Genomic DNA, 23027 nt, shown 5'->3' with positions numbered 1-23027 from the left:
CGTGCCGACCGTCAGCCGGCGTCGGTCCCGGACTGCTCCCCGACGACCTCGGTCTCCCGGACCGTGACCGACCGCTCGGCGGGGCCCGGAGCGACCGGCGTGAGCGACGAGACGAACGAGCCGGGACCGTCCTCGGCCCCGGGCGGCGGCGGTCCCGCGTCGAGGAGGACGTTCCAGGCGACCCCGGCGGACGCGGGATCCGACCCACCGTCACCGACGAGGCCGAGGACGGCGACGTCGTCCCCCAGCGAGTCGACGTCGACGGAGCTCGTCCGACCGGCCTCGACCGCGACGTCGAGGCTCTTGACGACAGCACCGTCGGAGTCGAACGCGGTCAGCGTGCCGGCGAAGGGACCGTCGGCCGCGCCGAGGCTCACCACGCCGTGCACCCCGCTCGGCAGGGCGACGCTCCCGAGGTCAGGGGCGGGGTCGGGGGCGGTACCGGCCTCGGGGCCGACCTCGGACGTCCCCTGCTCGGGCACCGACGCCAGCGACAGACCCGCGGCGGAGATCCACGCCAGGTCGTACTGGAGCGCACCGCGCGTCGAGCTCGGGTCCTCCTCACCGCTCCGGCGCAGCATGGCACCGGCGACGACGGGCGCGTCGGCGTCCACGACGATCGTGTAGGTGTCGGCCGGCAGACCGCCGAGGTCGACGTCGAGGACCGAGCCCTCGTCGAGCGAGACCTCCTCGGCACCACGCACCGTGACGGCGCCGTCCGACCCGAACGCCGTGATCGTCGCGGTGACGCTCCCGGGCGCGGCCTCGTCGTTGCCCGGCTGAGCGTCCTCGCCCCCATCGGTGCCGGCATCAGCGCCCGTTCCTGAGCCCGTGCCCGCGTCCGCGTCCGCGGCGTCCTGGACGCCACCGGGCGCGAGCAGGCGCAGGACGGGCGCGTCGTCGTCACCGACGGCCTCCCCCGTGCTCAGGACGCCCGGCACCGCGAGTCGCGTCGACGGCGCCGCGCCCGGGCCGACGAGGTCGACACCGTGCGCCACGATCCCCGACACGGTGCTGTGCTGGATCGACCCGGAGACCAGACCGCCCTCGCTCTCGAGGTGCACGACGAGCCTCTTCTGCTCCGGCGCACCCGACTCGACGAGCGTCTCGACCTGGTCGCCCGGCGGGACGACGAAGCGGTCGGACCCGATCACGGTCGCGACTCCCGCCGGGCCGTACACGGTCATCCGCACGTTCGCGGGGGTGGTCCCGGCGTTCTGGAGCACGAGCCTGCTCGAGCTGCCGAGCTCGGTGCTCCCGCCGACGAGCCACTGACTGATCGACGGCGCGCTGCAGCTCGCCGCTGCGAGCCCGCGCAGGTCCCCGGACGTCGTGATCGAGCGCACCGCCGCCGTGCTGCGGACGCCGGCGTCGGCATCCGGGTCGGCGCGCAGGGCCATGGGCGCCTCGCCGTCGCGGCTCGCCACCACGGCGCCCGGCTCGTCGTCGCCCCCGGTCCCGTCGAGCGCAACCTCGTCCTTCCCGTCCAGTCCGGCGAAGGTCGCCTCCGCGAACGGGCCGACGACGGCGGCCCGGCCGGACGACGCGGTGTCGACCGGGGCGGAGTCGAACTCTCCGTCGCCGACCGCCTCGCCGTCGGTCAGCCGCGCGCCCGGAGGGCAGACGAGCACCCGCTGCGCCGCTGGGACGGTCACCGTCTGCTGGGCTCCCGCCGTCCGCTCACCGGCCAGGGCGTCGCCGACAGCCGGCACCCGGTCGAGCCCGAAGGCCGCGACCGCGCCGGTCGCACCCACCACCATGACGGCGGTCGTGACGGCCACCGCCGTCCGCCACCGCGGGACGTCCCGCTCGCGCCGGCTCACCGGACGACCGCCCTGCGGCGCCGCGTCGGGAGCGCGAGCAACGCGACGACGAGCAGCACCAGCCCTGCACCGACGAGCCAGAGCCTCCGTCCGGGAGCGTCGTACCGGACCTCGAGCAGACCGGCGTCACCGCCCAGTGTGAAGCCTTGTCGTCCGTCCGCCGTGGTGAACGGCTCGAGCGCGCGGCCGTCGAGCGTCGCGCTCCGGCCCTCGTCGGCGTGCTCCGCGAGCAGGACCTGACGCGCACCGGAGTCCGCGGGCACGCCGGTCGAGATCTCGTACCCCTCGGCCGGCAGGTCGGTGCGCACGTCCGCGTCGCCCGTGACGAGCGTCGCCCACGACGCGGGAACCGGCTCGAGATCGTCGACCGCGTCGCGGAGACCCGCCAGAAGACCGCGGACCGCCCCTGCGTCACACGTTCGAGGCCGTGCACGGTGTCGAGCCTGGTGACCAGCTGGGCGCGATCGGCGGTCGGGTCGGCGGTCGCCGGCACGAGGACCCCGCCGATGCCGAGGTCGGCGAGCTGCTCCGCGACCGGGCCGGAGCCCTCCGTCGCGAGGTCCGCCGCGATCTGCGGGATGCCGCCGAAGGCGTCGTCACCGCCCGCGCCGTCGCTCGCGGCGACCTCCGGGAGCTCGCCGCGCAGGCGCACGACCGTCGACGAGTCGACGAGCTGCGCGCCGTCCCCGCGCAGGAGTGCGTAGACGATGGTGCCGTCGGGGCGGGTCTCCAGCGAGAGGACCCGCGCCAGGCGGGGGCGGACTGCATCTGCTGGCCGACCGGCGGGACCACGGTCGCCGACGTCGCCTCGAGCATCCCTACGGTCCCGGGGTCGTCGCCGGTGGGACGGTCGACCTCGTTGTGGACCCAGGCCCACCCCGTCGCGAGGGGGACGATCGTGCACGCGGCGACGACCAGGCCCACCCCGACGTTCCGCAGGCCGCGCAGGGCCTTGCGCCCCCGCGTACCGGACGACGTCGCGTCCTCCGTCGGGGCCAGCTCGCCGTCGTACCGGCGGCGCAGGCCCAGGAGCGCCGCTGCGAGGAGGCCGAGCACCAGCAGGGACGCCGCGGGCCCGCCGGAGCCGGTGATCCGCGTCCCGGTGGCCGGGTCGACGGCCACGGTGGTCGACGTCACGACGAGCAGGAGGACCAGCGCGAGCACCACGCACACCCACGCCGCGCGAGCGGCCGTGACCCGGGCGCGGCGCAGGAGCGCGGCGAGCGCCGCGAGGACGAGGAGGCCACCCAGCGCGTACGGCGCCAGTCCCGCCGCGACCCCCGCGACGCCGTCCGCCACGAACCACGCCGACGGCGTGCTCACCCACCCGAGCAGGGCCTGCCACGGGGTGCCCGGGTCGGTCGCGAGCGGGAGGCCGGGGTCGGCGGCGAGCAGCCGCCACCCGCCGGCGGACCAGGTCGTCGCGACCTCGACGAGGTACGGCAGGAGGAGGACGAGGGACGGCACCGGCACGAGCCACAGATAGCGGCGCCCCGTGCGCGCGGTGATCGCGACGACGACGAGGAGCACCGCCGCGGGCAGGACCAGGGAAGGGGCCGCGGCGAGCGTCAGCGCGAGCGCGAGACCGCCCGCGGCCGCAGCACCCAGGCTCCCGGGGACGTCCCGACGCGAGCGCCTGCCGGAGGCACCCGGCGTGCCGGGCTTGCCGGACACGACCGCGGCGATCCGGTCCGTCGCCTGCGCCCCGACCGCCCGGGCGACGCCCAGCACCGCCCACGGCAGCGCTGCGTGGGCGAGGACGCTGCCCAGCCGCCCGTCGGACACGCCGACGAGCAGCGGCGGGGCCACCACCCACGCGGCCACCGCGAACCCGCGGAGCCAGACCGACCGCGTCGCGGCACCCGCGGCGAACCAGGCGCCCAGGCCCGCCACCACGAACGAGGTGACCATCAGCGTGTCGACCGCCGTCTGCAGGCCGCCCCCGACGAGCACGGTGAAGGGCACCAGTGCGAGGAGCAGCGGATCGTTCGGCCCGGGCTCGCCGAGACCGGACGTGATCCAGCCGCTCGTCGCAGACCGCCAGAGATCGCCGAGCGTGCTGTCCGCCGTCAGGAGCGACCCGCCGACCAGACGGCCACCGGAGCCCAGCGTGCCGAGCCACGGGCCGAAGACCCACGCCGTCAGCCCCAGGAGCGCGAGCAGGACGACGGAGAACCCCACCCAGCGCCGCACCGCGAGCGCCCGGAGCTCGGCCCGCTCGATCTCGGTCGGCGCGTACCGCGCCCGCAGGCGCGCTGCCCGTGTCTGGCGCCGTTCCTGCCGCTCGGCGACGACCTCGCGCCACGTCGCGACGAGCGGGCGCAGCGTGGACCGGGGCTGGGTGCTCGTGCGCCGGATCGAGCGCCGCGCCCGAGCGAGCGGCACGAGCCGCAGGACGACGACGACCGCTGCCAGCACCTCGTCCACCGCCTGAGCCGGCTGCTTGACCGCGAGGCGGTACATGGCGCGCAGCGGTGACCACAGGAGCGTGCCCACGAGCAGGAAGGGCACGACGACGAGCGGGGCGCGGACGAGCCGGTAGTACATCTGCGAGCGGCGCCGCGCCAGGTAGGTGTTGCCCGGGCCGGAGTCGATGTCCGGACGACGGCGCTGGGCCTGGCGCACGGGAGCGGCTTGGGCGTCAGCGGGGGCCCCGGCCTCCGCGTCGTCGGGGGCGCTGGGGGTGTCGGTGTCGCTGGGGGCGTCGGTGGCGCTGGCCGCGCTGGGGGCGCTGGGGGCGTCAGAGGTGTCGGAGGCGTCGGGGCGACCCCCGCCGTGCCGGTGACCGTCACGCAGGCCGCGCAGGCTCGCCTGGGCGTGCCGGACGACGGCGCCCGGGACGACGACGACGCGGTGACCCGCGAGCCTCGCCCGGCGGCACAGGTCGAGCCCGTCACCGAAGGCCCCGTACTCCGGGTCGGTCCCGCCGAGGTCCGTCCAGAGCGACGTCCTCACGAGCGCGCCCGCGAGCCCGACGGCGAATACGTCGTCGCGTCCGTCGTGCTGACCCTGGTCGATCTCGGCGACGTCGATCCCGGTCATCCGGCGACCGAGGGGCGACGTCGTGAATCCGACCTCGAGCAGGACGTCCGGGTTCTCCCAGCCGCGCTGTTTAGCGCCGGCGATCCCGACGCTCGACGTGTGCTCGACCGCGACGAGCTGCCGTTCCAGCGCGTCGGGCTCGGGGGCGGAGTCGTCGTGCAGCAGCCAGGTCCAGGTCGATGCGCGGTCGCCGACCGGCTCGTCCGCGAGCGCCGCGTCGACCGCCTGACCGAACGACCGGGTGTGGGGCGCGACGACGAACCGGGCGTCGCCGAGGTGGAGGTCGCGGTGGTCGCGCATGGACTCGGAGGCGCCGACATCCACGACGACGACGCGGTCAGGACCCAGGGTCTGGCCGCGCAGGGCCTTGAGGGTCGCCGCGAGGTACGGGGTGTGACCGTGGGTGACGACGACAGCGGTCACGGTGACGACCGCAGGGATCGATCCGGTCTGCGACGGCGAGGGGCCGACGTCGGGGGCCGCGGTCGACGCGTCGCCCGGGGTCGCTGAGCGCGCTGCTGCGGGTTCACGACCGACGTCGCCCGGGGCGCGGGAGACTGCGGTGGTGGTGTCGGAGGCGCTCATGCTGACCACATCGTGCGCCCCTGGCGGCGCACATCGCTGGAGCGACGCGCCGATCCCGCCGGTCCCCGGTCAGGCATCAGCGCGACGACCGGTCGCCCCACGGCGGCCGGCGATGCCCGCCGTCCTGGCCGACGACGGTCTCGACCGCGCGGTGGTCGGGTCAGACGACGCGACGCTTGAGCTTGCGGCGCTCGCGCTCGGAGAGCCCGCCCCAGATCCCGAAGCGTTCGTCGTTCTCGAGCGCGTACTCGAGGCACTCCGACCGCACGGGGCAGCCGGTGCAGACCTTCTTGGCCTCGCGGGTCGACCCGCCCTTCTCAGGGAAGAAGGCCTCCGGGTCGGTCTGCGCGCAGAGGGCGCGCTCCTGCCAACCGAGCAGGGTCTCGTCGACGGCGTCGTCCGGCGACCCGAACAGGTGCAGCACCGGAGCGATCCGCTCCGTGCCACCACCGACGTCCGAGGGAAAGCCCTCGGACCCGTCCAGAACGTTCCACATGATGCGCCCCTCATCTGTTCGTGGATACAACGTCTTCTCGAACGTCTTTCATGTGGCACCGGGATCGTGCCGAGTTCTCTGCGGTCACGGATGAGTAACCATGAAGAAATTACACGCGTGTCATCCGCGAACGTCAAACGGAAGATGTGGTATTCGACCGAATTCCCCCACAAATCACCCGAAGCACCCCTCATCGACGGTCCAGACCCGCCCCGGCGGACGGCCGTAGGCTGGCCCGCATGCCTTCGCCGACGCCTCCTGGCCCCACCGTCCCCGCGATCTTCCGGGGATTCTCCGCTCCGGGAACACCTCGGGTCACCTGGTACGGGGACGACGGCGAGCGGATCGAGCTGTCGGGCGCCGTCCTCGAGAACTGGGTCGCCAAGAGCACGAACCTGCTCGTCGAAGAGCTCGACGTCGGGCCGGGATCGACCGTGGCCCTGGACCTCCCGGTCCACTGGCGGTCGGTGGTCTGGGCTCTCGCCTCGTGGCAGGCCGGAGGGACGGTCGCGATCAGCGACGGGCAGCACGACCCGTCGGACGGCGGCCCGGGCTCCGCCGCGGACGTCGCGGTCACCACGCGCCCGGACGCCTGGGGCTCGACCGCCGACGTCGTCGCCGTGGCGCTCCCCGCGCTCGCGCGCCGCTACCCCGACCCACTGCCGGCCGGCGCCGTCGACGCGGCGTCCGCGGTGATGACGTACGCGGACCAGGTGGGCTGGGTCCCCTCGACCGACGCCGACGCGCCCGCGCTGGCCCCCGGCGACGGCACCACCTCGTTCGCGGAGCTGTCGACGGCGGGCCTCGGCGCTGCCGAAGCGCTCGGCGCGCCTCGCGCGGCCCGCGTCCTCCTGGGTCCGGAGCGCGGGCTCGCCGCGACGCTCCTGGCCGTCCTCGGCGTGCTCACCACCGACGGATCGGTGGTCCTCGTCTCGCCGTCCGTCGCCGACGAGCTGCGGGTGGACAGCGATCGCAGGGCGCGGATCGTGGGGACGGAGCACGTCACGGTCGACGCACTGTCCTCGACGGCAGGCTGAACGGCACCGACCGGCAGGTCGACGACTGCGTCGACAGGCCGTCCGACGCAGGGTGAATTCTGGTGCCACCGCCCAGTGGCACCCGTCGAGCAGCGATCATGGGAGCCATGCGCGGAATCATCCTCGCCGGCGGGTCCGGCACGCGGCTCCACCCGATCACGATCGGCACCAGCAAGCAGCTCGTGCCCGTCTACGACAAGCCGATGATCTACTACCCGTTGTCGACGCTGATGCTGGCCGGTATCAGGGAGATCCTCGTCATCACCACGCCGCACGACGCAGAGCAGTTCCGACGGCTCCTGGGTGACGGCAGCCAGTTCGGGATATCGATCGAGTACGCCGTGCAGGCCGAGCCGAACGGACTCGCCCAGGCCTTCGTCCTCGGTGCGGACTTCATCGGCCACGACGCGGTCGCGCTGGTGCTCGGCGACAACATCTTCTACGGCCCAGGGCTGGGCACCCGGCTCGCACGGTTCGATCAGATCGAGGGGGAGCCGTCTTCGCCTATCGCGTCTCCGACCCGACCGCCTACGGGGTCGTCGAGTTCGGGGACGACGGCATCGCCCGGTCGATCGAGGAGAAGCCGGCAGTACCGAAGTCGAGCTTCGCCGTGCCCGGTCTGTACTTCTACGACAACGACGTCGTCGCCATCGCCCGGGATCTGGCGCCCTCGGCACGTGGCGAGTACGAGATCACCGACGTGAACCGGCACTACCTCGAGCGCGGTCGACTCCACGTCGAGGTGCTGCCTCGAGGCACCGCATGGCTCGACACCGGGACGTTCGACTCGCTCCTGGACGCCTCCGACTACGTGCGGACCATCGAGAACCGGCAGGGCCTCAAGATCGGGGCCCCCGAGGAGGTCGCGTGGAGACGAGGGTTCCTCAGCGACGACGAGCTCCAGACACGTGCCGAGGCCCTGGTGAAGTCCGGATACGGCAGCTATCTGCTCGGGCTGCTCGATTCGCGCGACTGATTGCTGCGGCAGAGCGCACGCGACACTCAGCCGAGGACCTCTCGGCCCGCCACCGCCCATCGCTGGGACCATGTCCCGATCGCCTCGACACCGACGACATCGGACGCACCATGTCCGAGCACCGACCACGAGGGTCTGGGAGCCGGTCGGACGAAGGCATCGCTCGTCGTGGGGGTGACGATCGACGGCTCCATCCCTGCCGTGTCGACGACCGCACGTGCGAACTCGTACCAGGAGGCTGCCCCTGACGCCGTCGCGTGGTACGTGCCACCCGGGACACCGGCCACGACCAGTCGCTCGACGAAGTCGGCGACGTCGGACGTCCAGGTCGGTTGCCCGACCTGGTCCTCGACCACCGAGACCGAGCCCCGATCGGCGGCGAGTGCGGCGATCGTGCGCGGGAAGCACGGCCCGCCGGCGCCGTAGAGCCATGCGGTGCGCACGACCAGGTTGGTCGACGCCCCGGCGCGCACAGCCCACTCCCCTGCGGCCTTCGTCCTGCCGTAGGCGGAGCGAGGCGCGACCGGCGCGTCCTCGGCGTACGGGACGGACGCCGTCCCGTCGAAGACGTAGTCGGTCGAGATGTGGACGAGACGCGCCCCGGACGCGGCACACGCGCCGGCGAGGTTGGCCGCGCCGACGGCATTGGGACCGAACGCCGCTGCCTCGGCGTCCTCGGCCGCATCCACCGCGGTCCACGCGGCGCAGTTCAGCACGACCTCGAAACCGCGCACGGCGACGTCGACCGCGGGAGAGTCGACGATGTCGAGCTCGGATCGCCTCAGGGTGACGATCTCGTGCCCGCGCGCGCGCAGCAACGCTGCGGCGTCCCGGCCCAGCATGCCGCCCGCACCGACCACCAACCACCGCACGGGGAACCTCCTGACGACGTCGACCGGGAACCCGGCCGCTCCGACCCTATCGGGATAGGGTCGGCAGCGACCTGACCATCCCCCACCAGGAGGTACGACGATGCAGGTGCGCGAGCTCCGGGTCTCGGGGGCTTGGGAGCTCACCCCGCGCCAGCACGGCGACCCCCGGGGGTGTTCCTCGAGTGGTTCACGGACAGCTCCTTCGCCGAGGTGACCGGACACTCGTTCGATCTTGCCCAGGCGAACCTGTCCGTCTCCGCCGCCGGCGTGCTGCGCGGAGTCCACTACGCCGACGTCCCGCCCGGTCAGGCCAAGTACGTGACGTGCCCGAAGGGCGCGGTCATCGACGTCGTCGTCGATATCCGTGTCGGGTCGCCGACCTTCGGTACCTGGGACTCGGTGCTGCTCGACGACGTCGACCGGCGGGCGATCTACCTGTCCGAGGGGCTCGGCCACGCGTTCATGTCGCTCGAGGACGGCTCGACGGTGCTGTACCTCTGCTCGACCGGGTACGCGCCGGAACGCGAGCACGGGATCCACCCGCTCGACCCCGAACTCGGGATCACCTGGCCCACGACGGCGCGGGACGGCAGCCCGCTCGAGCCGCAGCTCTCGGCCAAGGACGAGGACGCTTCCTCGCTCGCCGAGGCCCGGGCCGCCGGACTGCTGCCGGACGCGGACACCGTGGCACGGTTCGTCAGTACCCTGACGCGTCGCGACTGAGCCACGGGCTCCGGACGCCGGCCCCGCCGACGCCCCGGGTCAGGCCTGGCCGGACGCCCGGTACCTGGCCTCGGTCGCGGCCTTGGCCGGACGCCACCAGTCCTCGTTCTCGCGGTACCACGTCACTGTGTCGGCGAGGCCGTCGGCGAACGAGGTGTAGCGCGGGCGCCAGCCGAGCTCCGTCCGCAAGCGCGTCGAGTCGATCGCGTACCGCATGTCGTGGCCTGCGCGGTCGGTCACGTGGTCGAAGTCGTCCTCGGGCCGCTCGAACGCGGTGAGCAGTGCCTTGACGACCTCGAGGTTCGACTCCTCGCCGTCAGCCCCGATGAGGTAGGTCTCACCGATCCGGCCCTTCTCGATGATCGCCCACACGGCGGCGTTGTGGTCCTCGACGTGGATCCAGTCACGCACGTTCTGCCCCGCTCCGTAGAGCTTGGGCCGCACACCGTCGATCAGGTTCGTCACCTGTCGCGGGATGAACTTCTCGACGTGCTGGTACGGGCCGTAGTTGTTCGAGCAGTTCGAGATCGTCGCCCGGACGCCGAACGAGCGGACCCAGGCGCGCACGAGGAGGTCGCTGCCCGCCTTGGTCGACGAGTACGGGGACGACGGGTTGTACGGCGTCGACTCCGTGAAGCGCGCCGGATCGTCGAGCTCGAGGTCGCCGTACACCTCGTCGGTCGAGATGTGGTGATACCGCACGTCGTGCGTGCGGACTGCCTCGAGGAGGGCATACGTCCCGAGAAGATTCGTCCGGACGAACGGTGACGGGTCGTGCAACGAGTTGTCGTTGTGCGACTCGGCCGCGAAGTGGACCACCAGGTCGGCCTCGGCCACCAGTCCGTCCACGACCGCGGTGTCCGCGACGTCACCCTGCACGAGGCGCACCCGGTCGAGGCCGTCCAGGTTGCGGGCGTCCCCGGCGTACGTGAGGAGGTCGAGGACCGTGACGTCGACGTCCGGCCGCTCGCGCACGGTCTGGCGGACGAAGTTCGTGCCGATGAAGCCGGCGCCGCCGGTGACGAGAACGCGCATGTGAGATCCCCCGGATGGTGGTGGCTGCTCGGTCCGAACCGGGTGCTCGCGGTTACGCGAGCCCCGCCCCGCCTTCGAAGTGCGGGGTCAGCTTGTTGTCGACCATCGAGAGCGCCGCGCCGATCGCCATGTGCATGTCGAGGTACTGGTACGTCCCGAGCCGCCCGCCGAACAGCACGTCCTTCTCGCCCTTGGCGAGCTCGCGGTAGGCCAGCAGCCGCTCACGGTCGGTCGCGGTGTTGATCGGGTAGTACGGCTCGTCGCCGCGCTCGGCGAAACGCGAGAACTCCCGCATGATCACGGTCTTGTCCTTCACGTAGTCCCGTTCGGGGTGGAAGTGCCGGAACTCGTGGATGCGCGTGTACGGGACGTCGGCGTCGGGGTAGTTCATGACGGTCGTGCCCTGGAAGTCGCCGACGGGCAGGACCTCCCGCTCGAAGTCGAGCGTGCGCCACGACAGGTCGCCCTCGGCGTTGTCGAAGTACCGGTCGACGGGGCCCGTGTACAGGACGGGCACGTTGCCGACCACGTTCGCCTTGTTCACCGGCTGGGACTCGTCGAAGAAGTCGGTGCCGAGACGCACCTCGATGTTCGGGTGGTCGGCCATGCGCTCGATCCACGCGGTGTACCCGTCGACGGGCAGGCCCTCGTGGGTGTCGTTGAAGTACCGGTTGTCGTACGTGTACCGCACCGGCAGCCGCGAGATGATCGACGCCGGCAGCTCCCGCGGGTCGGTCTGCCACTGCTTGGCGGTGTAGTCACGGATGAACGCCTCGTAGAGCGGGCGCCCGATCAGGTTCACGCCCTGCTCGTCGAGGTTCTCCGGTGTCCTGCCGCCGAGCTCGGCCGCCTGCTCCCGGACGAGGGCTCGCGCCTGGTCCGGCGTGTACGCGGACCGGAAGAACTGGTTGATCGTCCCGAGGTTGATCGGCATCGGGAACACCTCGCCACGGTGCGTGGTGTACACGCGGTGCACGTAGCCGGTGAACTCCGTGAACCTGTTGGCGTACTCCCACACCCGCTCGTTCGAGGTGTGGAACAGGTGGGCGCCGTAGCGGTGGACCTCGATCCCCGTCTCGGCGTCGACCTCCGAGTACGCGTTGCCGCCGATGTGCTCGCGGCGGTCGATCACCAGCACCTTGCGCCCGTGCTCGGCCGCGACGCGCTCGGCCACGGTCAGACCGAAGAACCCCGAACCCACGACGACGAGATCGACGTCCACACCGCGCTCCTCTCCCTGGTCCGCCCTGCCGGCGTACCGGCCGCCAACCCTATCCCGCGTCCCGACGCACGACGGCGCGGTAGGCCCGGCGTCGGATCGCCTCGGGGACGAGGCGGTACCCCCGCGCACCGCGACGTTGGCCGCGAACAGCCACCACGGCGTCATGCCCGCGCGCCACATGCGGCGCTGCAGCTCGATCTCGGAACGGAGCAGACGGCGTCCGCCACGGCGGGCGTACGCGCCGGCACCCACCCGGTAGAGCACGAGGGGATCGGGGACGTTCGCGACGCGGGCGCCCGCGTCGACCATGCGGGCGAAGAGCCAGTAGTCCTCCATGAGCGGCAGGTCCTGGTAGCCGCCCGCGGCGCGGACCGCCGCGCGCCGGTAGACGACCGACGGGTGGTTGAACGGGGAGCGGAACCGCGTGTGCCGCACGATCTCGTCCTGCCCGACCGGCGGGACGCGCACCAGGCCGCCCTCCGCCTCGACGACGAACTCCTCGATGGCCGACCCCACGACGTCCTGCCCCGCCTCGACGTATGGCACCTGCACCTCGAAGCGCAGGGGACGCGACACGTCGTCCGCGTCCTGGCGGGCGACGATCTCGTGGGAGCAGCGCTCGAGACCGAGATCGAGCGCCCGCGCGAGCCCGCCGTTCTCCGCGATCTCGACGAGCACGACCGGGACCTCGCTACGGCGCCGCAGCCGGTCCAGCACGCGCCGCAGCTCGTCGCGGACCGGGCCGTCCTGCACGATCACGACCTCGGCGGGCCTGCGGGTCTGCTCCTGCGTCACCGACGCGAACGAGCGCTCCAGGAAGTCCGGCGAGTCCCCGTCGTACACCGGCAGGAGCACGGAGAACTGCTGCAGCCCGTCCAGCGGCGCCGCAGCGTCCGACTCGTCACCCACGCCGGACCTTGGTGCCGGGCGACCCCTCGAGGGCGGCGACGTCGTCCGACACGGGTCCCAGGCCGGCCAGGACCTGCGCCGTCGCACGCGGCCCGCGCCGGACGCCGTCCCGCAGGCCCTTCGCGCCGGCTCGCCGGAGCACCCCACGGTCGGACGACGCGGCGAAGGTCCGCGCCCACCGCACCAGGGTCGACCCGCCGTAGAGCACCCGCTCGGCCGGCGTCAGCGCACGGCCGCGGGCCAGCATCCAGACCTTGTTGCGCACCTCGAAGTAGAACCGCTCCCCGGGTCGACGTCCGTCGCGCCGAACGTCTTGGTGCGGTGCTCGACCACGCTGCCGGCGACGTGCAGCCCGACGGCGTCGCGCAGGAGCCGGCACGAGTACTCGAAGTCGTCGTTCCAGATGAAGTAGTCGGCCACGGGCAGGCCCTTCGCCCGGACCGCCTCCGCGTCGACGAGCATCGAGACGAACGAGGAGGAGCGCACCGGCATCGCGCCGGCGCTGGTGGCCTCCACGATCGTGGACTGGGTCGCCCCCGGTCGGCGTCGCGGGGTGTTCATCGGGTGCTCGCGGCCGTCGTGCCACTCGACCCGGCTCCCGAGCAGCGCGACGTCCCCGACGTGCTGGTCCCGGGCGCGCAGGAGCATGCCGAGAGCCGTCGGCGTGGGGATCGTGTCGTCGTCCATCAGCCAGACCAGGTCGGCGTCCAGCCGGACGACGGCGCGCGCCAGGCCGACCGCGAAGCCGCCCGCACCCCCGGTGTTGCGGGCGAGCGACAGCAGCTCGGGGCGCGACGGGTGCTCCAGGACGACGCGCGCGGTGCCGTCGGTCGAGGCGTTGTCGACCACCAGCACGGCGTCCACCGGGCGCTCCTGCGCTGCGAGCGCGTCGAGGGCCTCCCGCAGGAGGGCCTCCCGGTTGAACGCGACGACGACCGCCACGACGCGCGGCCGGCGAACCCCGGCACCGTCGGTCTCAGGACGGCCCTGAGGGCGCGAGGCATCCGGTGTCATGGGTCGAGGCTACCGTTCACGCAGCGCCCTGTTCTCAGGCGGCCCGCAGCCGCCCGGTGGCGGTCCGGCAGCCGCCAGGTAGTGGACGCGGCCGGTCGGCGGCACCGGAGAACCCTGCTTCCCACAGCACGGCACCGTTCTGCACAACTCCTCCACCGGGTTCGTACGCAGGGCACGCCGCGCCTGCCGGAGCGCGCCCTATGCTCTACTCCCGTGACCACAGACCCGAGCGACACCGCTCCGCGCGCGAGCCGCGGACCGTCGCACGCCCGGACCCTGGCCCGGCACAACGTCGGTCGACGGATCGCCATGGCCCTCACCGGGGTCCTCGCGTTCGTCGCGGTGGGTGGCGTCGCTGTCGCGGCCAGCCTCACGGGCAACATCACCACCGAGGGCGTCACCGAGGCGATGCGCGCCGACGTCGAGAAGCCCCCGCCCACCGACCCGGACGCGGGCGAGCCGCTCAACATCCTCCTGCTGGGCTCCGACTACCGCGGGGGCGAGAACACGGACTTCGCGGTCGACGGCGTCACCGGCATGCGCTCCGACACCGCGATCGTCGCGCACGTCTCCGCCGACCGGGAGCGGGTCGAGCTCGTCTCGATCCCCCGGGACTCGATGGTCGACCGTCCTGAGTGCACGGCCACCGACGGGACGGCGATCCCGGGCGGCCACGACCTGTTCAACAGCGCCTTCGCCTACGGGGCCGACCGCGGCGGCGACATCGCCTCGGCCGCGGCCTGCTCGATGAACACGATCTCGACGCTCACCGACCTCTACATCGACGACTACGTGGTGGTCGACTTCGCCGGGTTCGAGAAGATGGTCGACGCGATCGGCGGCGTGCCGATCTGCATCCCCGAGGCGATCGACGACCCCAAGGCCGACCTCGACATCGAGGCCGGCGAGCAGACCCTCGACGGCGCCGACGCCCTCGGCTTCGCCCGGGTCAGGTACGGGGTCGGCGACGGGTCGGACCTCAGCCGCATCGGCCGCCAGCAGCAGCTCCTCGCGGCGACGATGCGACAGGTCCTCGGCAAGAACCTGCTGACGGACGCTCCCGCGCTCTTCGACTTCCTGACCGCGGCGACGTCGTCGCTCACCGTCAGCGACGGCCTCGGCTCCATCACGGACCTCACCGGCCTCGCCTACAGCCTGCGCGGCATCGGTCCTGACAGCATCACCTTCATGACCATCCCTAACGCCGCCGACCCGGCCGACCCCAACCGGGTCGTGTGGACGAGCGAGGCGGACGACGTCTGGGAGCGTCTCGTTGCCGACGAGCCGGTGACGGGCGAGCCCGAGCCGACCTCCGAGCCCACCGCGACCGACGAGCCGACGGAAGGCTCCGACGAGGCGACCGACGGCTCGGAGACCGACGCGGCCACCGACGACGAGTCGTCCGAACCGCAGGAGACCAAGGACGCCGGCAAGGAGGCGTTCACGTCGGACGACGTGACCGCCGTGTGCGGGTGACCCGGCGATGACCTCAGACGAGCAGCGCCGCGACGCACCACGGTCCCTCCCGCCGAGCTTCACCCCGCCGTCCTCCGCGGGACACCGACCCGCCGTCGAGGGCGCGATCCCGGTCGGCGACGGCACACCGACGCGACGTCCGGCGCCCCCGCGACCCACGGCGGACGACGCGACTCCGTCGAGCCGCGTGATCCGTCGCTCGACGCACTCGACCGGCGAGCAGAAGGTCTCGGGACCGGTCCGCCGCTCCTCCCGGGAGCCGAAGCCGCGCATCGGTCGGTCTGCCACGGCTGCCGCAGCAGGCGCCGGAGCAGGTGCAGCCGTCGCTGCCGGCCGGGACGGCGTCGACGCCCGACCCGCCTCGTTCGCCCCCGGCGGCGGGCGGCCCCAAGCCGACTCCGCGCGCGACGGAGCGGCGCCCGCAGCCCAGCCAGCCCCGCAGCGACGCGCGACGAGCTCGCCGCACGCGGCAGTCGGATCAAGCGACGAGGTGCGTACGGGTGCGGGTACCCAGGCACGCCCCCGCCCGACGACGCGGACGCAGGACGGCCGCGGGGACGGCCGCCCGCCGGCCGGCGGCCCGCGGGTCAGGGTGCGCAAGGGCCGCGTCGTCGCGCTCTCGCTCGTCCTGCTGCTGGTGCTCTTCCTCGCCTGGCCCATCGGCCTGATCATCTGGGCGAACGGGAAGATCCAGCACGTCGAGGCACTGTCCGGAGCGTCCGACACCCCGGGCACCACCTACCTGCTCGCCGGCTCCGACGAGCGCGAGGCCGGCGTCATCGACGACGGGACGACCGGGGCACGCACCGACTCGATCCTGCTCCTCCAGCAGCCCTCGTCGGGCCCGGCATCACTCATCAGCCTCCCCCGCGACACGTACATCGAGGACATCCCCGGCCACGGCCCCGGCAAGCTCAACGCGTCCTTCGCCTACGGCGGCGCCCCGCTGCTCGTCCAGACGGTCGAGGGCCTCACCGGGATGACCGTCGACCACTACGTCGAGATCGGCTTCAGCGGCGTCGAGGACCTCGTCGACGCCGTCGGCGGTGTCGAGCTGTGCCTCGACTACGACGTGTCGGACGAGAAGAGCGAGCTCGAGTGGGAGGCCGGCTGCCACACGGCTGACGGCGAGACCGCTCTGGCGTTCTCCCGCATGCGCTACTCGGACCCGAAGGGCGACATCGGCCGCGCCGAGCGTCAACGACAGGTCATCGGCGCGATCGCCGACGCGGCGGTCACCCCGTCCCTCCTGTGGAGCCCGGGCACCCAGGTCGACCTGATTTCGGCCGGGACCGGCGCCGTCGCCGTCGACGAGGACACGGGCATGGTGGACCTCGCTCGCCTCGCCCTGACCTTCGGCAAGGCCTCCGGCGACGAGGGAGTGACCGGCACACCGCCGATCTCGGACCCCGACTACCGCCCCGGAGGCGTCGGCTCGACCGTGCTGCTCGACCCGGAGCTCGCACCGCAGTTCTTCGAGGACGTCATGAACGGCGACCTCGAGCCGGGCTCCACGGTCGGCGGCCTGCCCGGGAGCTGATCCCGGGCAGTCTGCCGCGCCCGGTCGGGGGCCCCGGTCGGAGTACCCGGGCTCAGGCCGTGAAACCGGTCGACCCGGACCCGGCCCGAGAGCCCCTCAACTTCGCACCCTTGGCGCGCGCCTGGTCGCTCAGGTCCGCCTGGAAGGCGACCATGCGCTCGCGGAGCGCGACCGACGCCTCGTCCACGCCGGACGCCAGGATCCGCGCGGCGAGCAGCCCGGCGTTGCGTGCCCCGCCGATCGAGACCGTGGCGACGGGCACGCCGGCCGGCATCTGGACGATCGAGAGCAGCGAGTCCATGCCGTCGAGGTACCGCAGCGGGACCGGCACGCCGATCACGGGGAGCGGGGTCACGGCCGCGAGCATGCCCGGCAGGTGCGCCGCGCCGCCCGCACCGGCGACGATCACCCGGATCCCGCGGTCTGCGGCGTCGCGCCCGTAGTCGATCATCTCGGTGGGCATGCGGTGCGCGGAGACGACGTCGACCTCGACCGGGACGTCGAACTCGGCGAGCGCCGTCGCTGCCGCCTCCATGACGGGCCAGTCGGAGTCCGACCCCATGACGATCCCGACGCTTGCTACGTCTCCCTGTACCTGGCTCATCTGTGCTCCTGTCGGTCCGTGGTCGCGTTCGTCGCGTTCGTCGCTCTGCTGGGGCGGTCGGGCAGGTGCGCTACGCCGTGGTCCCGGAGTCCCGCGCGCCGGCACCGGCGTCGTCGTCTCCGCGCAGCAGCGCCGCCGCCGCGACCGCCCGGCGGCGCACCTCGCCCAGGTCGTCACCGCTCACGTTCACGTGGCCGAGCTTCCGGCCCGGTCGCACGGCCTTGCCGTAGAGGTTCACGCGGGCGTCCGGGAACTTACCGAGGACGGCGCCGAGGGCGTCGGTGGGGTGGTCGAGAGCGGACCCGAGCACATTGGCCATGACGGTCCAGCGCGACGTCGCGCGGGTGTCGCCGAGAGGAGGTCGAGCACAGCCCGCAGGTGCTGCTCGAACTGGCTCGTGACCGACCCGTCGATCGTCCAGTGCCCCGAGTTGTGCGGCCGCATCGCGAGCTCGTTGACGAGGAGCCTCGGCCCGTCGTCCGACGCCACCTCGAACAGCTCGACCGCGAGGACGCCGGTCACCCCGAGCCCCTCCGCGATCGTGACCGCGATCTCGCGCGCCCGGTGCGCCGTAGCGTCGTCCAGGCCCGGTGCGGGGGCGACGACCTCGCTGCACACGCCGTCGCGCTGGACGGACTCGACGACGGGCCAGGTGCGGACCTCCCCGCTCGCGCGCCTCGCGACGAGGACCGCCAGCTCGCGGACGAACGGCACCTTCTCCTCGACGAGCAGCTGAGGCCCACCGGCCGCGACGCCCGCGAACCAGTCCTCGACGAGGTCGGGGCCGCCGTCCGGCGCCGTGACGACACGCACGCCCTTGCCGTCGTACCCGCCGCGGGAGGTCTTGACGACCGCGGAACCGCCGACGGCGGCCAGGAAGGTGCCCAGCGCCTCGGCGCCCTCGGCCGGGTCGCGCGGGAGCGGGGCCCAGCGGGGGCACGGCACGCCGAGCGCCGTGAGGCGCTCCCGCATGACGATCTTGTCCTGGGCGTGCCGCAGGGCGTCGGGGCCCGGGTGCACCGGGACGCCGGAGTCGATGAGGTCGGCGAGGAGGTCGTTGGGGACGTGCTCGTGCTCGAAGGTGAGGACGTCCGCCGCGGGACCGTCAGCAGGCCGGACCAGGGCGCGCACGGCGGCCTCGTCGGACGCGGCGCCCACCGGGGTGTCGACCACGACCTGGTCCGCCGAGCCGCCGCGCGCCTCGACGAGTACTCGGAGGTGTACGCCGAGCTCCCCCGCGGCGGGGGCCATCATGCGTGCGAGCTGTCCGCCGCCGACCACGGCGATCACTGGTTCTGCCACGGGACCACACCCTATCCGGTCCCCCACGACCACCGGGGGCGGGTCTCGCGCAGCGACCGGCCGGGCGCGGCGCGGGTGTGCGCCGCGCCCACGGTCCCGCGTGGACGGGTGCAGGCCCTAGGGGCGGCCGAACCAGCCCTTGCGGCCTCCCGTGGCGGAGATCGTCGTGCCCGGCGGCAGGACGACGGTCGGGTCGAGCGTGCGCGGCACCCCGGCCAGGAAGTACGAGAAGACTGCCGGACGGCGCTCCGACAGCTTCAGCCGGCCACCGTCGGCAGCGGCGAGGTCGCGGGCCAGCGCGAGACCGAGGCCGGTCCCCGCTCCTGACGTGACGGACCGCTCGAAGATGTGCGGCGCCAGGTCGTCGGGGACCCCGTCCCCCTCGTCGGCCACCTCGATGACCACCGCGCCGCTCGTGCCGCTCGCGCGCGAACGGATCGTCGTCGTCCCACCACCGTGCTTGAGGGAGTTCTCGACCAGCGTGGCGAGCACCTGGGCGAGGCCGCCCGGGGTCGCCAGCACCCGCTCGTCCTCCGGGACGTCGATCACGAGCGACCGCTTGGCCTTCGCGAACGTCGGGATCCACTCCTCCTCGAGCTGGTTGACCACGTCGAGCAGGACCACGGGCTCGGTCGTCCCGCCGTGCGCCTGCCTCGACTGACGCAGGAGGTCGTCGACGACGCCGACCAGCCGCTCGACCTGCTCGAGCGAGATCCGGGCTTCCTCCTGGACGGCCTCGTCGTCGGAGGCCAGCGTGATCTCCTCGAGGCGCATGCTCAGCGCCGTCAGCGGCGTGCGGAGCTGGTGCGACGCGTCCGCGGCGAACTGCCGCTCCGCGGCGAGCCGGACGGCCATCCGGTCCGCGCTGCGGGCCAGCTCGGATGCGACGAGGTCGATCTCCTCGACACCGGACGGTTCGAGCCGGGGCCGCACCTGCCCGGACCCGAGCTGCTCCGCCGAGGCGGCGAGGTAGACGAGGGGGCCGCGAGCCGGTTCGCCTGCCACACGGCAACCGAGATCCCGGCGACGAACGCGACGAACGATGCGACCACGACGAGGACGACGACCTGGAGCTCGCGCAGCGCGATCTGCAGCGACGACACGCTCACCGTGATGAACGCGCCACCGTCGGTGCGCCGACTGTCCGCGGTCATCTCACCCTCGATCGGCTCGCCGCCCTCGACCCGGTTGCCGTCGGGGTCGATGACCACGATGTGCGCCGGCAGCCTCCCGGTGGCGTCCGCCGCGTTGTCGACGAGGAACTGCGGGATCTCCTCGCCGTTCGCGATCCGGGTGTCGACCGACCGCGCCAGCGAGTCGGTGCGCGCGGTGAGCTCGGCGGCCTCGCCGTCACCGACGAACTGCGCCCCGATGAACGCGAGCGGGAACCCCAGCAGGATCACCGCCACGACGACGGCCGAGACCGTCGCCTGCAACACCTTGCGACGCATCTCTCAGCCTGCTTCCGTGTGTTCTGCCCGTCGACCCACCGGCCCAGGTCCGGACCGGGGCGCGCTCCGACGGTCCCCGACGGGGCCGGGCGTCAGTCGCCGGCGCCGGACTCGAAGCGGAAGCCGAGCCCGCGCACCGTGGAGACGTAGCGCGGCGAGGTCGCGTCGTCGCCGAGCTTGCGGCGCAGCCACGAGACGTGCATGTCGAGCGTCTTCGTCGAGCCCACCGGCTCGGAGCCCCACACGTCGCGCATCAGCGCGTCACGCACGACGACGGAGCCCACGTTCGCGACGAGCACCCGCAGGAGCTCGAACTCCTTCGTCGTGAGATGGAGCTCTCGATCGCCCTGGAACGCGCGGTGCGCGGCGACGTCGACCCGCACGTCCTGCGCGTGCAGCTCGTCCTCCTCGCTGACCTCGACGTGCGTGCGGCGCAGCAGCGCGCGCACCCGGGCGAGCAGCTCGGCGAGACGGAACGGCTTCGTCACGTAGTCGTCGGCACCGGCGTCGAGCCCGACGACGAGGTCCACCTCGTCGGCTCGCGCGGTGAGGACCAGCACGGGTGTCGTCAGCCCCTGGTTGCGGATCTCGCGGGCCACGTCGAGCCCGTCCATGTCCGGCAGACCGAGGTCGAGCACCACGATGTCGGCCTGGCTCGCGGACTCGACCGCTCCTTGACCTGTGCCCTGCACGACCACGTCATAACCCTCGCGTGTGAGGGCGCGGGCCAACGGCTCGGCAATTGCGGGGTCATCCTCCGCTAGAAGTACGTGGGTCATTCGCTCATGCTAGGGCATCATGCACGCCCGGGTCGTACGCACGGACGACGAGTCGACCACAGCGGACCAGACCCTGGGACGACGCCCCTCACGCGTCCCCGCCATAGGCTGACGGGCATGGACCGGTTCGCGCGTCTCAGCGCCTGGGCGGCAGACCACCGGTTCGGTGTCGACGCCGTCGGGGCCGCCGTCCTGGCCATGTCGGTGCTCCTGGTCATCGCCGCCTCGGGCTCGCAAGAGCCCCTCTGGCCCTGGTGGACCGTGGCCACCATCGCTCCCCTCGCATGGCGACGCACCCGTCCCGTGCTGTCGACCGTCGCGGTCTTCGTGGTCGCGCTGCTCCACCTGGTCTCCGGCACCCTGCTGCTGCCGTCCGACGTCGCGGTACCGGTCGCCCTCTACACCGTCACCGTGCACGGCCCGCGCTGGGCGCACCGTACGGCGATGGCGTCGTCCGTCGCCGGCTCGGCGCTGTTCGGCTCGCTGCTCGCACGTGGGACCGACCTGGTCACGCACGCCACCGCGATGGTGGCCACCACGGCGTTCGGAACAGTCCTGTTCCTGGCCGTCTGGGCGTTCGGACTGATGCGCCGCGCGCGGCTCGAGACGATCGCGGCGCTCGTCGACCGCGCCGAGAGGCTCGAGCTGGAACGTGACCAGCAGGCCACCATCGCCGCAGCCGCCGAGCGGGCGCGGATCGCCCGCGAGATGCACGACGTCGTCGCGCACTCGCTGTCCGTGATCATCGCCCAGGCGGACGGCGGCCGGTACGCGGCAGCGACCGACCCCGCCTCGGCCGTCCCCGTCCTCGACACGGTCGCGGCCACCGGAAGATCGGCGCTGGCGGACATGCGTCGCCTCCTGGGCGTGCTCCGAGCGGACGGCGAGCCGCCGGCCGTCGGGCCGACGGCGGGAGGTGTCACGTCGGCGGGTGGTCCAGAGCTCGGGCCACAGCCTGGTCTCGACGACCTGCCCGCGCTGGTCGAGGGCGTCGGTGCGAGCGGCACGCCGGTGACTCTCCGCTCCGACCCGACCGACGACCTCCCCGCAGGGCTCTCCCTGGCGCTGTTCCGGGTGTGCCAGGAAGCGTTGACCAACGTGCTCAAGCACGCCGGCCCTGGCGCCTACGCGAGCGTCGTGGTGCGCCGGGAGGGCACGCACCTGGACGTCGAGGTCGCGGACGACGGCCGCGGTGCCGCCGCCGCGAGCACCGCACCCGGGTACGGCCTCGCCGGGATGCGCGAGCGGCTCGCCGTCCACGGCGGGACCCTGCACGCGGGCCCGCGTGCAGGCGGCGGGTGGAGCGTGCGCGCCTCGGTGGACCTGGATGGAGGACGATGACGACCTCACCGATCCGTGTCGCGCTCGTCGACGACCAGCAGCTGGTGCGCGCCGGGTTCCGCATGGTCATCGACTCCCAGCCCGATCTCGAGGTCGTCCTCGAGGCCGGGGACGGCGTGCAGGCGCTGCGGCTGCTCGCCGACCGGGCCGCCGACGTCGTGCTCATGGACGTGCGCATGCCCCGCCTCGACGGGTTGGCGGCGACCGCCAGGCTCACCGTGGCCGCCGGGGACGGTGGACCCCGCGTGATCGTCCTGACGACGTTCGACCTGGACGAGTACGTGCTCGAAGCGATCCGGTCCGGCGCCAGCGGGTTCCTGCTCAAGGACACGCCGCCGGAGGAGATGCTCGCCGCGATCCGCACCGTGCACGCAGGGGACGCGGTGATCGCCCCGTCGTCGACCCGCCGGCTTCTGGAGCACCTGGTCACGGCGCTGCCGGCGGACCGCGCTCCCGACGGCCCCGCGCAGCAGGCCCTCGCTGCGCTGACCGGCCGCGAACGCGAGGTGCTCGTCCTCATGGCCAGGGGTCGGTCGAACACGGAGATCGGTGCCGACCTGTTCGTCGCCGAGGCGACCGTCAAGACGCACGTCGGCCGGATCCTCGCGAAGCTCGGGGCCCGCGATCGGGTGCAGGCCGTGGTGACGGCGTACGAGGCCGGACTGGTCCGCCCGGGCGACCCGGAGTAGCGCGGCACCCGGACCGTGCGGTCAGGGACGACCCTGAGCGACGACACCCGCCACGTACGACTCCGGTATGACGCCGGGGCCGGTAGGACCAGACCTGCGCCGGACGCGGAG

16 protein-coding genes and 5 pseudogenes are annotated in these 23027 nt (G+C 73.1%); 7 read left to right on the top strand and 14 right to left on the bottom strand.

Going from position 1 to position 23027, the window contains the following annotated elements; all coding sequences use genetic code 11:
- Positions 1–11: 11 nt before the first annotated feature.
- The 4 genes from QUE47_RS10520 to QUE47_RS10505 all read right to left on the bottom strand — a co-directional run bounded on the left by QUE47_RS10520 (position 12) and on the right by QUE47_RS10505 (position 5946).
- Positions 12–1823: a DUF5719 family protein gene (locus tag QUE47_RS10520; RefSeq protein ID WP_286217252.1), complete on the bottom strand. Its 1812-nt coding sequence runs from the start codon at positions 1821–1823 to the stop codon at positions 12–14.
- Positions 1820–2131: a hypothetical protein gene (locus QUE47_RS10515; protein ID WP_286217251.1), complete on the bottom strand. Its 312-nt coding sequence runs from the start codon at positions 2129–2131 to the stop codon at positions 1820–1822. Before QUE47_RS10515 ends, QUE47_RS10520 begins: the two co-directional genes overlap by 4 nt.
- Before the next feature lie 103 nt (positions 2132–2234).
- Positions 2235–5450 (bottom strand): glycosyltransferase, encoded by a 3216-nt coding sequence (locus QUE47_RS10510; RefSeq protein ID WP_286217250.1) that lies wholly within the window; start codon positions 5448–5450, stop codon positions 2235–2237.
- A 160-nt stretch (positions 5451–5610) separates the two neighbouring features.
- Positions 5611–5946 carry a WhiB family transcriptional regulator gene (locus QUE47_RS10505; RefSeq protein ID WP_286217249.1) on the bottom strand — a complete coding sequence of 112 codons (336 nt, stop codon included), beginning with the start codon at positions 5944–5946 and terminating at the stop codon, positions 5611–5613.
- Positions 5947–6185: 239 nt separating this feature from the next.
- Between QUE47_RS10505 and QUE47_RS10500 the strand changes: the two genes are divergently transcribed.
- Positions 6186–6983: a TIGR03089 family protein gene (locus QUE47_RS10500; RefSeq protein WP_286217248.1), complete on the top strand. Its 798-nt coding sequence runs from the start codon at positions 6186–6188 to the stop codon at positions 6981–6983.
- 107 nt (positions 6984–7090) lie between these two features.
- Positions 7091–7959 (top strand): annotated as a pseudogene (gene rfbA, locus QUE47_RS10495) (glucose-1-phosphate thymidylyltransferase RfbA).
- 26 nt (positions 7960–7985) lie between these two features.
- Here rfbA and rfbD read toward each other — a convergent pair.
- Entirely contained in the window at positions 7986–8831 is an 846-nt protein-coding gene (gene rfbD, locus QUE47_RS10490) for a dTDP-4-dehydrorhamnose reductase (RefSeq protein ID WP_286217247.1), read from the bottom strand.
- Positions 8832–8931: 100 nt separating this feature from the next.
- Between rfbD and QUE47_RS10485 the strand changes: the two are divergent.
- Positions 8932–9554, top strand: a pseudogene (locus tag QUE47_RS10485) (dTDP-4-dehydrorhamnose 3,5-epimerase family protein).
- 39 nt (positions 9555–9593) lie between these two features.
- On the opposite strand, the gene rfbB reads toward QUE47_RS10485, so the two are convergent.
- From rfbB to QUE47_RS10465, 5 genes and pseudogenes are all read right to left on the bottom strand, one after another.
- Positions 9594–10589: a dTDP-glucose 4,6-dehydratase gene (gene rfbB, locus QUE47_RS10480; protein ID WP_286217246.1), complete on the bottom strand. Its 996-nt coding sequence runs from the start codon at positions 10587–10589 to the stop codon at positions 9594–9596.
- A gap of 52 nt (positions 10590–10641) precedes the next feature.
- Positions 10642–11811: a UDP-galactopyranose mutase gene (gene glf, locus QUE47_RS10475; RefSeq protein ID WP_286217245.1), complete on the bottom strand. Its 1170-nt coding sequence runs from the start codon at positions 11809–11811 to the stop codon at positions 10642–10644.
- Positions 11812–12132: 321 nt separating this feature from the next.
- Positions 12133–12654: pseudogene (locus QUE47_RS16845) on the bottom strand (glycosyltransferase); the annotation flags it as partial.
- A 58-nt stretch (positions 12655–12712) separates the two neighbouring features.
- Positions 12713–12967, bottom strand: a complete 255-nt coding sequence (locus QUE47_RS16840) for a hypothetical protein (RefSeq protein WP_350227523.1) — start codon at positions 12965–12967, stop codon at positions 12713–12715.
- A complete protein-coding gene (locus QUE47_RS10465; protein WP_350227522.1) occupies positions 12943–13734 on the bottom strand; it encodes a glycosyltransferase in 792 nt (263 codons plus the stop codon). The genes QUE47_RS16840 and QUE47_RS10465 overlap by 25 nt, the downstream gene beginning before the upstream one ends.
- A gap of 213 nt (positions 13735–13947) precedes the next feature.
- On the opposite strand from QUE47_RS10465, the gene QUE47_RS10460 reads away from it, so the two are divergent.
- On the top strand, positions 13948–15210 hold the full coding sequence (locus tag QUE47_RS10460) for an LCP family protein (RefSeq protein WP_286217243.1): 1263 nt from the start codon (positions 13948–13950) through the stop codon (positions 15208–15210).
- Between the two features lie 7 nt (positions 15211–15217).
- On the top strand, positions 15218–16750 hold the full coding sequence (locus QUE47_RS10455; RefSeq protein WP_286217242.1) for an LCP family protein: 1533 nt from the start codon (positions 15218–15220) through the stop codon (positions 16748–16750).
- A gap of 52 nt (positions 16751–16802) precedes the next feature.
- Here QUE47_RS10455 and purE read toward each other — a convergent pair whose 3' ends face one another.
- The 4 genes and pseudogenes from purE to QUE47_RS10435 all read right to left on the bottom strand — a co-directional run bounded on the left by purE (position 16803) and on the right by QUE47_RS10435 (position 20886).
- Positions 16803–17354: a 5-(carboxyamino)imidazole ribonucleotide mutase gene (gene purE, locus QUE47_RS10450; protein ID WP_286217241.1), complete on the bottom strand. Its 552-nt coding sequence runs from the start codon at positions 17352–17354 to the stop codon at positions 16803–16805.
- A gap of 70 nt (positions 17355–17424) precedes the next feature.
- A pseudogene (locus tag QUE47_RS10445) lies at positions 17425–18608 on the bottom strand (5-(carboxyamino)imidazole ribonucleotide synthase).
- 165 nt (positions 18609–18773) lie between these two features.
- Positions 18774–20107: pseudogene (locus tag QUE47_RS17235) on the bottom strand (ATP-binding protein).
- A gap of 92 nt (positions 20108–20199) precedes the next feature.
- Positions 20200–20886 carry a response regulator transcription factor gene (locus QUE47_RS10435; protein ID WP_286217240.1) on the bottom strand — a complete coding sequence of 229 codons (687 nt, stop codon included), beginning with the start codon at positions 20884–20886 and terminating at the stop codon, positions 20200–20202.
- Positions 20887–21003: 117 nt separating this feature from the next.
- Here QUE47_RS10435 and QUE47_RS10430 point away from each other — a divergent pair, with 117 nt between their 5' ends.
- Both QUE47_RS10430 and QUE47_RS10425 read left to right on the top strand, forming a co-directional pair.
- The gene (locus QUE47_RS10430; RefSeq protein ID WP_286217239.1) at positions 21004–22227 is read left to right on the top strand and encodes a sensor histidine kinase; all 1224 of its coding nucleotides are present in this window, start codon (positions 21004–21006) and stop codon (positions 22225–22227) included.
- On the top strand, positions 22224–22916 hold the full coding sequence (locus QUE47_RS10425; RefSeq protein ID WP_286217237.1) for a response regulator: 693 nt from the start codon (positions 22224–22226) through the stop codon (positions 22914–22916). The genes QUE47_RS10430 and QUE47_RS10425 overlap by 4 nt, the downstream gene beginning before the upstream one ends.
- The last annotated feature ends 111 nt before the right edge of the window (positions 22917–23027 follow it).

This window comes from Paraoerskovia sediminicola, from assembly GCF_030296575.1.
GTDB classification, from domain to species: domain Bacteria; phylum Actinomycetota; class Actinomycetes; order Actinomycetales; family Cellulomonadaceae; genus Paraoerskovia; species Paraoerskovia sediminicola.
This window is presented reverse-complemented; position numbering and strand designations above follow the sequence as displayed.

What these genes read in the sequence shown, in the direction of transcription:
- purE (WP_286217241.1), bottom strand. Translation starts at nt 17,354, where the DNA reads ATGAGCCAGGTACAGGGAGACGTAGCAAGCGTCGGGATCGTCATGGGG.
- QUE47_RS10455 (WP_286217242.1), top strand. Translation starts at nt 15,218, where the DNA reads ATGACCTCAGACGAGCAGCGCCGCGACGCACCACGGTCCCTCCCGCCG.
- QUE47_RS10505 (WP_286217249.1), bottom strand. Translation starts at nt 5,946, where the DNA reads ATGTGGAACGTTCTGGACGGGTCCGAGGGCTTTCCCTCGGACGTCGGT.
- QUE47_RS10435 (WP_286217240.1), bottom strand. Translation starts at nt 20,886, where the DNA reads ATGACCCACGTACTTCTAGCGGAGGATGACCCCGCAATTGCCGAGCCG.
- QUE47_RS16840 (WP_350227523.1), bottom strand. Translation starts at nt 12,967, where the DNA reads ATGCTGGCCCGCGGCCGTGCGCTGACGCCGGCCGAGCGGGTGCTCTAC.
- QUE47_RS10465 (WP_350227522.1), bottom strand. Translation starts at nt 13,734, where the DNA reads ATGACACCGGATGCCTCGCGCCCTCAGGGCCGTCCTGAGACCGACGGT.
- rfbB (WP_286217246.1), bottom strand. Translation starts at nt 10,589, where the DNA reads ATGCGCGTTCTCGTCACCGGCGGCGCCGGCTTCATCGGCACGAACTTC.
- QUE47_RS10425 (WP_286217237.1), top strand. Translation starts at nt 22,224, where the DNA reads ATGACGACCTCACCGATCCGTGTCGCGCTCGTCGACGACCAGCAGCTG.
- QUE47_RS10510 (WP_286217250.1), bottom strand. Translation starts at nt 5,450, where the DNA reads ATGAGCGCCTCCGACACCACCACCGCAGTCTCCCGCGCCCCGGGCGAC.
- QUE47_RS10430 (WP_286217239.1), top strand. Translation starts at nt 21,004, where the DNA reads ATGGACCGGTTCGCGCGTCTCAGCGCCTGGGCGGCAGACCACCGGTTC.
- QUE47_RS10500 (WP_286217248.1), top strand. Translation starts at nt 6,186, where the DNA reads ATGCCTTCGCCGACGCCTCCTGGCCCCACCGTCCCCGCGATCTTCCGG.